Source organism: Legionella impletisoli (assembly GCF_900639875.1).
Classification (GTDB): Bacteria; Pseudomonadota; Gammaproteobacteria; order Legionellales; family Legionellaceae; genus Legionella_A; species Legionella_A impletisoli.
The window spans coordinates 1-13,636 of the sequence record NZ_CAAAIA010000016.1; the positions used below are offsets into that span (position 1 = coordinate 1).

Below are 13,636 nucleotides of genomic sequence, written 5' to 3' on the forward strand. Positions count from 1 at the left end.
CCTTACTAATTGTTCATAACGCTTTTTATGGCGTAACTCTAAATCCATTTATTATTATCCACTTTTACTAAAATCCCATATTAAATACTAATTATTCTTTTTGTGTAGATATCTATGGATTTCAGCAGGGTAAATTTTCTTGGCGTAGATTGGTGAACTAGGGATAGTCGCAAGGGTCAGAGTGATACCTAATACTGCTAAATTCTTTTTCATTATTTAGTTCCCTCTTTACATCCATTTTTACATCACTACAGGTTGTTACTTCAGGTATTTTCCATGTGGTTGGTTGTACTAATAGATGGATAGTTGTCATTTGTTATTTCTGAGTGCCCCATCAGTGTCCCTCAGAACGTTGGGGGGGGGCACATTCTCGTAACTACTTGATTTTATTGGTGGGCCCACTAGGACTTGAACCTAGGACCAACGGATTATGAGACCTTATCCTATAAAATAACCCGTTGATTTTAAATTAATAATTTGTCACGGGATACCACTACAAATGTCGTATAATGTACAACAGTGTCGTACTCAAACACGCAAATCTCACGCAAGAGATTTTTGTGTTAGGCCGCGGTTTTAAATTTTCATCGACTTTTAAATATCCATGAATCATTAGCTCCCATATTGGCAAGCTAGAATAGTAATTCAAGGCATTCAAGTTATTTGACTTTTGTCCGAAATATGTATACATTTATCGGACGTTGGTTGGGTATTATATTATGAACTTAAAAGATGGAATGCTAAATAGGATAAATTGCTCTAAACACACAAGAGTTTGGACGGCTTTTGATTTTCTTGATCTAGGCAATCGAGACTCAGTTGATAAAGTATTGCAACGGTTGGTTAAATCAAAGCTTATAAGACGAATTGATAGGGGCTTATACGATATACCAAGAGAAAACCCACTAACAGGACAAACTTCTGCTCCTGATTATAGAGAAATTATTTCCGCAATATCACGCCGTGATCAGGCGCGGATGCTGATTGATGGTTTAACTTCTGCTAATGACTTAGGGCTAACAAATGCCGTTCCTGGACAGGTGAATGTTTTAACAGATAGTCGCCTGAAGCCAATTAAAATAGAAAGCCTGGTGATTAAATTCAAACATACAGCGCCTAGTAAATTATACTGGGCTGGTCGCCCTGGAATGCGAATTGTTCAGGCATTACATTGGTTAAGAGATATTATTGATCAGGATAGCTCAGGACAAAAAAACAATATACAAAAAAAGTTGGTATTGTATTTGAAAAATCATAAAGAGAAAGATGCTATTGTCGATGATCTGAAACAAGGTATACCAACTTTGCCAGCATGGATGCAATCATATTTGAAAGACTTGTTTATGGTTTTAGAAAGTACTAATTAGGTGTTCGTATGAATCAATCATTTATAACCGTTCTGGAAGCTTCAGTAGAAGATCGGCGTGGATTATTTTTTTCAACTGCAAACCGGTTGGGTGTCCCTTTCCAAAATATCGAGAAGGATTTTTGGGTTTGCTTTGTGCTTGATATTTTATTTAATTATCGAACAGAAAGTAGTCCAAGGCTTCTTTTCAAAGGTGGTACTTCTTTATCAAAGGCATATTCACTGATATCCCGTTTTTCAGAAGATATTGATATTACAGTGTTCAGGGAGGATTTAAAGTTGACAATGCCTCTCGATGAATTGGTGCAGTTATCAGGAAAGCAACAGAGAAAATATTTTGATAAAATTAAAAGTGCTTCCCAACACTATATTTGTAATGAACTGAAACCACATCTGCAATCGGTATTGGATGGGGTTTTTGAGACACTAAGTAATTTTTCAGAAGTGCCAAGTGTGGTAATCGATGAAAGTGATGCGAGCCATCAGACACTATTATTGAAATATCCATCATTACATAATGAGCCTTCCTATGTATTTCCTATCGTTAAAATTGAGTGTGGTGCAAAGTCTGCACTGGACCCTAACAGTGCGATGACTATAAAGCCTTATGTTGCAGATGATATGCAAGACCCATTATTTACCGTGGATAATGTCGTTACAATTGAAGCTGAAAGAACGTTCTGGGATAAAATCATTATCTTACATGGAATAAGGCGATGGTTCGATATTAAAGGCGTGCTAAGACAAAATGGTCATAGATATTCAAGACACTATTATGATGTTTTTAAGTTGCTCCATTCGGACACCGGAGAAAAAGCATTTGGAAGACAAGAACTAGCAATTGATTGTTCTGAACATGCACAAATATTTTTTAATAGTGCTGCACTTGATTTGAAAACTGCTTATGTTGGTACCTTTTCAATTGTTCCATCAACTTGGATGATAAAAGAATTAAAGAGAGACTATGAGGCCATGAGTGGTATGATTTTTGGGGAGGTCCCTACTTTCGACGAGGTCATTGAGACTATATCGGTTTTTGAGAGAAAGCTGAATAGTGACATTGGACTGTAAAAAATGGTTCATCACCTCTCGCCAATTCCTGATAAAGTAGCATTGTTTCTGTCCCTTTTTCGCGGTCGTTCAGATGTGTTTCCAAGACGTTTTCAAAATAGAAAAACTCAAAAGTCTGGATATACACCCGTATGTCGTAATGAATGGGTTAGAAATGTTTGTCAGAAACCTAAAATAAAGTGCATGAACTGTAAGCATAAACAGTTCGTTCCAGTTAGTGAGGATGTTATTGTATGGCATTTGCAGGGATTTGATAATGCAGGAAATGAGTTTGTCATGGGCATGTATCCCATGTTATTGGATGAAACATGTTACTTTCTTGTGGTTGATTTTGATAAAAGCAATTGGGCAAAAGATGCGGTTGCTTTTTTAAAAACTTGCCATAGTCTGAGTTTGCCGGCAGTATTGGAACGGTCACGTTCAGGAAATGGTGGTCATGTGTGGCTTTTCTTTGAGGAAGCGGTAAGTGCCGCGTTAGCCAGAAAGTTAGGAGCGCATATACTCACTGAAACTATGGAATCTAATCCAGAGTTGGGACTTGATTCCTATGACCGTTTTTTCCCAAATCAAGATACGCTGCCCAAAGGAGGATTTGGCAATTTGATTGCACTCCCTCTACAAAAAACAGCACGATATCAAAAGAACAGTGTATTTATTGATGAGCATTTACAACCTTATGATGATCAATGGGCTTATCTCGCGGGTATAAAAAAAATAACTTCAAGTGAAATTGAAAGCGTGGTTAGTCAGGCAGAATCCAAGGGGCGCATTATAGGCGTTAAAATTAACATTGATGAAGAAGAAAATCGTACACCGTGGCGCCCGAATATCCAATATCCAGCGATTGAATTTGCGGAGGAGATTCATTTGGTTGTTAGTAATGAAATTTTTATTGCAAAAGAACCTTTGCCAAAATCATTGTTGAATCGCCTTATTAGAATTGCAGCTTTTCAAAATCCTGAGTTCTACAAGGCTCAGGCAATGCGCCTACCTGTTTATGATAAACCAAGAATTATTGGCTGTGCGCGTGACTATTCACATCACATTGGATTACCAAGAGGATGTCAGGATGAGATTATCGATTTACTTAAAGATCTAAAGATTAAACATACAAAGCAAATTGAACTAAATGAAGGACAACCAATTGAAGTACAATTTAACGGGGAACTAAAGCCAGAGCAACAGATGGCAGTTGATACCTTGATTCAAACGGAGATTGGTGTTTTATCAGCAACAACAGCATTTGGAAAAACAGTAGTTGCAGCTTGGTTAATAGCAAAACGCGCAGTAAATACATTGATCATAGTTCACACTAAGCAACTTCAAGATCAATGGCGGCAACGCATTGAACAGTTTTTGGGAATTCCAGCAAAGAAAATAGGTGGCTATGGGGGAGGTAGAAAAAAAGTTCATGGTATTGTTGATGTTGCTTTAATTCAAAGCCTTGTGAAGCACAAAGATGTCACAACTTTTCTTGGACAATATGGCCACGTTATTGTGGATGAGTGTCATCATATTCCTTCAATTAGTTTCGATGAAATTGTGAGACAAGTAAAAGCTAAATATATTACAGGATTATCCGCTACGTTAGTTAGAAAAGATGGACATCATCCAATCATAACAATGAGATGTGGTCCAGTACGTTATGTTGTTAGCGCAAAAGAGCAGGCTATTAGTAGACCATTTGAGCATTATGTTTTTGTAAGACCAACATCATTTATACCATTCAATGAAAGCAGTGATGATCGACGCATTCAATTCCAGCACTTATATGATCAAATGATTCAGGATGAGAATAGGAATGATCTTATATGTTCAGATATTGTCGATGCGGTTAAAAAAGGAAGAGTTCCGCTTGTATTAACAGAGCGAAATGAGCACCTTGATCTATTAAATGAAAAACTATCTCCCCAAATTAAAAACATCATAATTTTACGCGGTGGAATGGGCTCTAAAGCAATAAAAAGTGCAATTAGCCAATTAACGCTAATCCCAGAAAATGAAGAAAGGCTAATTTTAGCTACAGGAAAATTTGTAGGGGAGGGCTTTGATGATGCGCGTCTGGATACTTTATTTTTGACCTTGCCAGTTTCATGGAAGGGCACCATTGCGCAATATGTAGGTCGTTTGAATCGTCTACATGAGTCTAAAAGGGAAGTTCAAGTTTATGACTATGCAGATTTATCAGTTGCCATGCTTGAAAAAATGTTTCAACGTCGTTGCAAAGCATATGAGTCGGTAGGGTATAAAATACTGCGTCCTGCCAGTGCCTATCCCGGTTGGCCTGCTGAAATCTCATTGCCAACTGAACCTTTATGGAAAGAGCAGTACGGTAGGACTCTATGTCGACTGGTTTCTGACGGAATGGATACATTCTTAGCTCAGTTATTTTCTGATATTTCAATAATTGAAAATGAACAGTTCCAAAGAGCTAGAAGTTTAATTGAGGCTTTCTTTTTTATCGTTTAGAAACATTACCAGAAACAAAATGCCGATTTAAATTAAACCAGGAACTAGCAATATCTTTTGATGCGCTAGGTTGTATGGAGGTTGATCTTTTAAGTATGGAGGATCGTATTGCTATAGAAATTGATGGGCAGCAACATCTGTCCTCAAAGGATGCTTATCGTCGAGATCGACGAAAAGATTGGTTATTGCAAGAAAACGGCTATCTGGTTTTAAGATTTCTTGCTGAAGATGTTAGTAAAAATTTAGATATCGTTTTGGATACTATTCTGCGTGCAATCAAAAATTAAGAAGGAATATGAAACTATATAAAAGTACTTAGCCTGAATGGAGAACTTAAATATATCAACTAGAAGTAAAGGACCAATAGTCCGTTGGTTCTTAAGTAAAACCCATTATAAAACAAGCAGGTAATAATTTATTAGTATGAAATTACGTGCCTTAAATCACGCAAAAGTCACGCAAGGACTTTTTTATAAGTGGGAGGGGGTTAAAATTTGGCGATTAAGCCATTGAATATATTGAGTTTTATTGGTGGGCCCACTAGGACTTGAACCTAGGACCAACGGATTATGAGTTATATGTGATTAACAAATGACCATCAATACCAACAAATAACAATAATTTAATCAAGAGGTTAACTTAAAACAGTTATTCTTGTCTATTGTAGATTATCACTGCTTTTTATCTCTGAGTGCCCCACCAGTGCCCCATAAAAACTGCTGTAGTGGATGGTTGATACCATCAAATAAATCAAGGGTGACACCATACACACGCCCGTTATGGGGTCTGGATTTATCAAGGAGGGCATGTCATTATCCAAAGCCTTAAATGTAGTAACTCATGGTAATTATTCGGTGCTGTTATAAATGGACAAAAAAGAAAAGAGGGCTGTATTTTTATCATTAAAATTCGCGGATAGAGTTATAGATTTTTATAGCCTAGATGATCTTCAAAAATTTAACCAAACTGAAAATCAGGCTTGGTCATGGCTCAATATGGCCGTACAAAAGGATAATAACTTAAATCCGATATCGGGCATATTTAATAATGTTTTTAGCGCTATTAATGAATTTATTAGAAATTATAATCAACAAAAGGACAATGAAGGGCAAATTTCAAATCTCAAAAGCCAGTTAGATAATCAAATAAGAAACGCCGTAAGACAAAACTATATTTTACATGATAGCCCTGATGGGCAATTTGTAAACCAAATGAAAGATACTCATGACGTACAAGTGGCAGGTTATTGTTTAGCCTTTCTTATGAAGGCTAAGATTAATTTCCACTCTAGTACTTCGTTAGAAGGATGCTTTTGGGCTATTCAATACCTGCAAGGTAACACGAAAACCGTTGCAGCGATTAAGAAAAGTCTTGAGTTAACTAAAAAAGACTGGGAAGAAAAGTTTTCGTCTCAATATGGAGATGCCAAGAATAATAATGAAGAAATTCGTCAGGAAATAGGGCTTTTGAAATCTCAGTATGAAGAGTTGGTGATGAGAACCAATGAACATCTGGAAAAACAAGATGCAGATTTCAATGCAAAAATTCAAGAGTATGAAGAAAAGCTCAATGATATTGCACATACTTATGATAACAAATTAGCACTACAATCCTCAGTGAACTATTGGACAGGTAAAAAGGGAAGTCATAAAAAAATAATGATATCGGTTGGGATTGGAACTCTAATTCTTGCATGCCTAACTGGTGGCGGGTTTGTTTGGGCTGCTTATGAATTGCTACAGGAAACAATTGCCCAAGTCCCACTTTGGAAACTTGGCGTTATGCTTGCGATATCCTCTTTCGGAGTTTGGTTAACACGCCTTTCAGCAAAAATATTTATTTCTAATTTACATTTATGGACGGATAGCTCAGAGCGTGTAACGATGATTCAAACTTATTTGGCTCTCCTTCGAGAGGGAAGTGGTCCTAAAGATGATGAGCGTCAACTAATTCTGCAAACTTTATTTAGACCAAGTGCTACAGGTTTTGTGCATGAAGAAGGTCCAACAGGATTTCATGAAATACTTGCTCAAAAACTTATGAAATAGATGTTACAAGCTCATTCTTTCGCAATAAAAGATTATAAATTATTTCTTTTTCATCTGTGAAGCCTCACCAATGTCGCCTGATAACGGTTGTAATTAATAGGTTTTTTATGATCAAATAAATGAAGGGTGACACTATACACGCGCGCATCATGGGGTCTGGATTATAGAGAAAATAGGGGGCGTAAAATATGGTTGCAGTCTATTTTGATAAGAACTTTAATGTCTGTCTTTCATTATTTGCTAATTCTCCGAAGCTTCGAAGATCTGAAAGGGGGACATGTAATGCTAAAACTAGAAAAAACACTTTATGTCAGGCTCCGCCTGTTTGGGACAACTTCAGTGACAATGCTATAAATGGACGCTGTAAATTGCATGGTGGCTTGTCAACTGGGCCTAAATCTGAGGCTGGTCGACAAGCAATTAGGGAAAGTAATCGGAGACGAAAGAAATGAATGCTCGTTCCAGAATCAAGATTCAATTAAATTTAAATGAGAGTCACAGGTTTTTACTTCTAAGGAAAGTAGCTCTTTAAGGCGGTGTTCATTTGTAAATAACCAGTTTGCTCCTGCAGATGTAATTGCATAAGCGGGATCAATAAAATCATTTGATCGCTCAATTAACTGTTTTACTACCAAACGATCTATATTTAGATTGACTGTAAAGTCTATAAAATTTAGAAAGTCACTATCACCTGTAGATCTCAAGTTGTCTTTAATAATGCTCTTTAATACACCTCTGCCAGATTCTGATTGGCTGCTCATTATGCTGAGCAAAATATATATTTCAGGTTTAGATAGAATAATTTCGTTTGATGAATCCATGATACAGCTCCACTTAATGTTATTTTAATTTTCCTCCTCCATGTTGTAATTATTATTTCCATACTGCTCATATATTTGGTGGAGTTGGATTATATAAAAAAATCCAAATTAATGCCACTTATTGGGTGTGGAACTTATAGGGTGTGATCGCTTTAACTTTATAGATGAAAGAAAAGCATCAAAACCTTGTAAAAATAGGCGATAAAATCAGAGAACTTAGGAAAGCCAAAGGCTTCTCTCAAGAGAGTATTGCCGATGCTTCATCTATGGGACGTACTTATATGGGGCGGGTTGAGCGAGGTGAGCAGAATATTTCCATTCAAAACTTAATCCAAATCGCATTTGCATTAAATGTGAGTGTGGGGGAGCTTATTCCCCCATTAGATGAACTTCAAAATCCTGCATATTGTGATTCCTCAAGAAAAAATTGAATTCAATAGCTTATGATTTATCTTAGTCTATCCAAATGAATGAGTTAATTATTTGGAATTTTAGAGAAAACTGATTCTAGCCAACTCCAGGCTTCATCAATATTAAATGACTTAGCCCCATAATTAACTGCACGTAATTCTTTTGATAAATAATGATCATGTTTTTCAATACTGGTATTAGCAACAGAGTTGGCCAATTCTGTAGTCGACGGCTTTGTGCTATTTAATATTTTACTAATAGTGCCTTTCAAATCGCCCAGCGAACATTTAGCTATTTCTATAACACCACCAGAACAGCCCACGGTTAGATTTTGATTCTGAAGTAATACTGAAATGGTATTAATTGTACGATCACCTTTCCATGGAAAAAGAAAGGTTGTTATTCCATCCTGTATAACTTCCAGGTTATCTAATTTCATAGCATGAAAAAAATCTATGCCTTCTTCAAATAGTCTTATCCCATTTGAATTCATGTAAACAGGCTGTTCTTTGGTCGCATAGATTCGATACATTTCTTTTCTAACAATATCATGAACCATTTGTCCACCTCCATGAAAAATAGGTGGCTCTCCACCGCTGGATGGTCTCAATGTAATTAATTTCTTTTCAGAATTTATATCAAGTATTTTCCAGCGTTTACCTGCAAAAATGATGAGTTGACCTTCAATCAACATATCACCTAATGGTACCGTTCCTAAAGTTCGTCCTTCACATTCTAATCGATACTCTTGAGTTGTGTTAAATGCAGTATAAAAAGAATAGTGTTCAATAAGCTGCTCTCCTTTGAAGCCCAAAATAATTTCGCCATCTTGAGTCTGAGAAATAAGATGTTCCTTTCCTAGATCTTTTAAAAATTTTCCATAGGTGTTGGAGTCAACCAGATGAAATGGGCCATTTTTACAGAGTAATGCCCAAAGTTGATTTGCACGAACACCACCATATTGTCCAATAACAGACAATGTTTGCTGAATCAAAGTAGATAAATGGTATTGTTGCTTCTCAGGTGGCTCATACCATTTTTTAAGTAATAAATTAATCATGGCAATTGTTTGAATTGTTTCTAACCTTAATTTATCAACTAGATGAGTTTTGGCTGATATTTCTTTTTCTAATAGAAATACCCTAAGTATTGCAGGTTCTCCTCTTCGACCCGATCGCCCAAGACGTTGACGTAAACTTGCAACGGAGTTTGGGGCAGTAACCTGCGCAATAGAGTCTACATTCCCAATATCAATTCCTAGCTCAAGTGTCATCGTACAAATTGCAGTAGTTGGAAATTGATCATCTTGAAGCCTTTTTTCCAAACTTTCTCTAATTTCTTTAGAGAGATTACCATGATGTGGAAAAAATTCGTTAGGTACACCATTTTTATTACAACGGTCAGTTAAGTTAGCCGTAATTTCTTCTGTGAGTCCACGACTATTAGCAAAAACCAAGTTAGATTTGCCTCGAAGAGTTTTATAAAGATCCTCTATAAGCAAATTAAATGTAGATGGGTTATTTTCTTTAAAATTAGCTGGGTATAAGTACCCTCTCAATTGAATTTTTAAATCAGATCTGGATGTCGATGATTCAATGATTTTACAAGGAAAATTTTGTTGGGGACGTAAATATTTGGCAATTTGTTGCATATCCCCTAGTGTGGCACTGAGTGCAATTCTTGGTACTAGACGCTGGGTTAAAAATTCTAGTCTGTGCATTAATGAGAGAAGCTGCATTCCCCTCTCTGTGCCAATGAAAGAATGAAACTCATCAATAATAATATTATTTAAATTAGCAAATGCTTTTGCACACCAACCAGAATGATGCAGTAAAAGAGACTCTAGTGATTCCGGAGTAATTAAGAGAATTCCTTCCGGTTTCTTCCGCAAATTATTTTTTTTTGATTCAAGGGCATCACCATGCCATGAGGTTATAGAAATCCCAAGTATTTCTCCAAGTGATTCTAATCGACGCTGTTGATCGTTAATTAAGGCCTTTAAAGGACTTATATACAAAATTCCAATGCCTTGTGATAAGTTTTCAACCAATCGAGAGCAGGCCGGGAGAAATGCGGCTTCTGTTTTACCAGAGGCGGTCGTGGCACTAATGATAACATCGCAATTCCTTTTTAGTATAAAAGGGATAGCTTGCTCCTGAATATCTCGAAGGGATGTCCAATTTTGTTTCCAGATCCATTGCTGGATCTTTTGATCTAATAGAGCAAACCCTTGAGAATTACTCATAACAATCCTTATAGATTAAATGTAGCTAATCCATCATCTTCATCTTGAATTTCAATGTGTGGCATATCTGAATTATTTTCTTTTGTGATGGTTACTTGAGTAATTAATTGTTCCCATTTGATTTCAGGGTTTTGTTCTAATACAGATAATAATTCTATAAATGCTTTAATTGTATTACGTGGTGTTTTGAAATAAGCATCGCCGATATTTTTAGAACAATGAGCTAAAAAAGCCGATAACGCTTCATCTGGAACAAGATATTTTTTAGGGTTTTCTCCAGCATAAACATGACGTAAGTTACGCAATAATATATACAATTCTTCCGGAGCAAGATTTGTTAGGTTTAATGAAGTTGCTGAGTAATCAACTACACCAGCTTGATTAGCAAAAGAATTTGTAGCTAGTCTGGAGCGTAGTGCTTCGTAACTATATAGCCCCTTTCGTGGATCATAAAGGAAGTCAGGTGTTCCCCCTAATAAAAAACCAATATTTACAGCACTTCCTTGCAGACAATCATTTAATATACGCAAGATTTGTTCGTAATTAGAAAAACGAGCTTTTTGACTGGCTAACTTATAGAGATTAACCATTTCATCTATATTAACTAGAAGTCCTGTATAGCCAGCTTGTCTTACAAACAGACTCATAAGTTTCAAATAATCATAAAAGTTAGCATCATCTACAATTGACCTAACTCCTAAAGCCAGGCGGGCATCTGTTTTTGTAGTAAACTCTCCTCGTAGCCAGCGAATAGCATCTAATTTCAATTGTTCATTATCTTCGCTATATCCACGCCAGTAGGCTGCAATAACATTAGCAAAATCATAGCCACCAACCATTTCAGTCAGATGAGCCAAACGATCTTTTATTATTTGTTCTACACTCTGACTAGTTTGATCAGATTGTTTGCGAGCCTCTGTAATAAATTTTTCCACCACACTCCCAAGAGCATTACCTTCTGGTTTTGTTCTTGTAGATATATTTCTCATTAATTCCGCAAATAGATTTCTTGCATGCCCACCAGTAGAGTGTAATCTTCGATCAGGTGATAGATCAGCGTGAATTGTAACTAATCCTTTTTCAAGCGCTATTGTGCGGATTAATTGCATGAAAAAAGTTTTGCCCGATCCAAACTCTCCAATAATAAGACGAAAAGTCGAGCCACCTTGAGTAATTCGTTCAATATCTTGTATTAAAGCAGCAACTTCTTTTGCTCTTCCAACTTGAATATGTTGTAATCCTGTGTGAGGTGTTACTCCTGCTCGTAGGGATTGAATTATGGCATCACGTTCTCTTGGTCGGAGCGAAGGCCTATGTTCGTTGTACATTTAATATCTCCTCAGCAAGATTAATATCAACATAGATAACTTCACCATCTTCAAGTAGCGGGGCATTGGTGAGGTTAAAAGCCCATTCATTAAGAATTTCCATGGCTCCATCGGTCATTAATCCCAGTTTTTTACAAACATCATGAACTTCGTTTTTATTCCAGTTTTCTTTAACTATTAATTGATTAAACAGTGACTGATGATTTTGATCTAATAATAGTAATGGGTTGTTTTTACTGAGATCTGCTGGGGGTGGAGCTTGATAAAAAGACACATCTTCTCGTTCAGTGAAGATTTCTTCTAAAATTCCTTTAACCTGTCTTGTTTCTTCCTCGCGTATTTTGACTAAATTTTCATTTAAAGAAAAAGATCCATGGGGCGTTTTATCAATTTGAGCTGAGGGTATTTGATAATTTATTTCTTTTTCACGAAATCCTACTGTAACTGGCTCATTTGCAGAAGTTAGTTGATGTATGTCATTAGATACAAGCTTTTTATCTAATCCTAAGGTGGCGTATAATTTTTCAAGTTGTTTGATTTCTTCAGATTCTATACGGCCATCAGCAAGTGCAACAGAAATTAAAATACTACTTATTGCTTGTTTCTCATATGTATTGGCAACTTCTAATTTTTTCTGAAGGCCAGCGGTAGTTTGAGGAGTTCTAAGGCACCAATATAGAAATATCATAAGAGATACTCTCTCAATACTACTTAATTGATTGTTTTCTCGAATAATTTTTTGCAGGGTATTTTCTTCTTTTGAAGAAATTCCTTCACCAACTTGGGCTACAATAGAACCAAGTCTTATGATTGTGCCAATTATGTGAAATTCCCTCGAAGGTGTGAAGTCTTGTCCGTGCCCACCTGTAAAAATAATGATTTTGCTATTTTCATTAAAACTAACATTGTAAAAACGAGAATCAGGTATTATGCCGAATCCGAAACCTTCAAGAACTATGGCAAGGCTCTCAGTATCTTTTATGCTCATCTTAGCAGGCTTTGTTTCTCCAAAAATTTCATAAATTGTATTTATAGAAATGAACTCTATTTTTCCGCTGCTAATATCAGTAAGTTTATTTTGAATTTGCTTCAAAGGGGAAATTTGGCTTATAAGAATTTTGGGTAACAACGCTAAAGCATTAACCGAGAGGGGATTGGTGCTTTTACGACTTAAGTATCTACTATACTGTTCTAGTTCATTTGTACATTCTTCAATCAATTCATATATGCTTTTTGCTGGGGTAGTTAGAATAAAAGGGTTCGGAAGGTTTATGTTTTCAAATCTGAGCATACGTATAGAAGGGCTAGCTGCCCGATACTCTAGAATTAGTCGTGTTTTGTTGGGGGTTATTGTTAATCCATCCCCAAATTTTTCTCGATATTTACAACAAAATAAAGTTAGAAATTCTTTTGGGCAACGTCTAGCAGGGGTCTTAATACTGAAATCTGGATGTAAAATTAACCACTGAAGTGCAATATCTGCTGGAATTGGTTTTCCTACAGCAACATATTGGGCAAGTAAAAACTGAAAAGCATGTAAACAATACCGATCGTTGAAATCGATATAACTTGGGGGTGGCTTATCTCTATGATAGAGAATCCACTCTGTTGCTAGGAAATTATTAGCATAGCCTTTGAAAGAGCGATTATTGCCATAAACTGTTAAGAGATGTTTGACTTCATCAATAATGTGATTTCGCTCCACATCATCAAGTTTATATTTTTGACCATCAATAAATATGCGGCGCTCAAGGCCATAGAAAAATAAAAATACATACCCTATTGTCAATCATCACCAATATAGAGCCATTCCATCATCACCTAATAGAGCCATCTGATCATCACTTAATGGAGCCAGTTTGATCATCACCTAATGG

11 protein-coding genes are annotated in these 13,636 nt (G+C 36.3%); 7 read left to right on the forward strand and 4 right to left on the reverse strand.

Annotated features, from left to right (window positions below):
• Positions 1–719: 719 nt before the first annotated feature.
• From E1O41_RS11605 to E1O41_RS12030, 6 genes are all read left to right on the forward strand, one after another.
• Positions 720–1,367 (forward strand): DUF6088 family protein, encoded by a 648-nt coding sequence (locus E1O41_RS11605; protein WP_131777503.1) that lies wholly within the window; start codon positions 720–722, stop codon positions 1,365–1,367.
• Positions 1,368–1,375: 8 nt separating this feature from the next.
• Positions 1,376–2,437, forward strand: coding sequence for a nucleotidyl transferase AbiEii/AbiGii toxin family protein (locus E1O41_RS11610; protein WP_131777504.1), 1,062 nt, complete (start codon positions 1,376–1,378; stop codon positions 2,435–2,437).
• 3 nt (positions 2,438–2,440) lie between these two features.
• Positions 2,441–4,906, forward strand: coding sequence for a TOTE conflict system archaeo-eukaryotic primase domain-containing protein (locus E1O41_RS11615; protein ID WP_229669399.1), 2,466 nt, complete (start codon positions 2,441–2,443; stop codon positions 4,904–4,906).
• A 74-nt stretch (positions 4,907–4,980) separates the two neighbouring features.
• Entirely contained in the window at positions 4,981–5,193 is a 213-nt protein-coding gene (locus tag E1O41_RS11930) for an endonuclease domain-containing protein (RefSeq protein WP_229669398.1), read from the forward strand.
• 579 nt (positions 5,194–5,772) lie between these two features.
• Positions 5,773–6,954 (forward strand): DUF6161 domain-containing protein, encoded by a 1,182-nt coding sequence (locus E1O41_RS11620; protein ID WP_131777505.1) that lies wholly within the window; start codon positions 5,773–5,775, stop codon positions 6,952–6,954.
• Positions 6,955–7,142: 188 nt separating this feature from the next.
• Entirely contained in the window at positions 7,143–7,406 is a 264-nt protein-coding gene (locus tag E1O41_RS12030) for an HGGxSTG domain-containing protein (RefSeq protein WP_131777506.1), read from the forward strand.
• A 15-nt stretch (positions 7,407–7,421) separates the two neighbouring features.
• Here the strand turns inward: E1O41_RS12030 and E1O41_RS11630 are convergent, their stop codons facing one another.
• Complete coding sequence (locus tag E1O41_RS11630; RefSeq protein WP_131777507.1) at positions 7,422–7,775, reverse strand: hypothetical protein; 354 nt, start codon at positions 7,773–7,775, stop codon at positions 7,422–7,424.
• Positions 7,776–7,939: 164 nt separating this feature from the next.
• Between E1O41_RS11630 and E1O41_RS11635 the strand changes: the two genes are divergently transcribed.
• A complete protein-coding gene (locus E1O41_RS11635) occupies positions 7,940–8,206 on the forward strand; it encodes a helix-turn-helix domain-containing protein (RefSeq protein WP_131777508.1) in 267 nt (88 codons plus the stop codon).
• Positions 8,207–8,250: 44 nt separating this feature from the next.
• Here E1O41_RS11635 and E1O41_RS11640 read toward each other — a convergent pair whose 3' ends face one another.
• From E1O41_RS11640 to E1O41_RS11650, 3 genes are read right to left on the reverse strand one after another with little or no spacing between them, the layout of a single operon-like run.
• Positions 8,251–10,431, reverse strand: coding sequence for a DEAD/DEAH box helicase (locus E1O41_RS11640; RefSeq protein WP_131777509.1), 2,181 nt, complete (start codon positions 10,429–10,431; stop codon positions 8,251–8,253).
• A gap of 8 nt (positions 10,432–10,439) precedes the next feature.
• Positions 10,440–11,759: an ATP-binding protein gene (locus E1O41_RS11645; protein ID WP_131777510.1), complete on the reverse strand. Its 1,320-nt coding sequence runs from the start codon at positions 11,757–11,759 to the stop codon at positions 10,440–10,442.
• Positions 11,743–13,548, reverse strand: a complete 1,806-nt coding sequence (locus E1O41_RS11650; RefSeq protein ID WP_131777511.1) for a tellurite resistance TerB family protein — start codon at positions 13,546–13,548, stop codon at positions 11,743–11,745. Before E1O41_RS11650 ends, E1O41_RS11645 begins: the two co-directional genes overlap by 17 nt.
• Between the last annotated feature and the right edge of the window lie 88 nt (positions 13,549–13,636).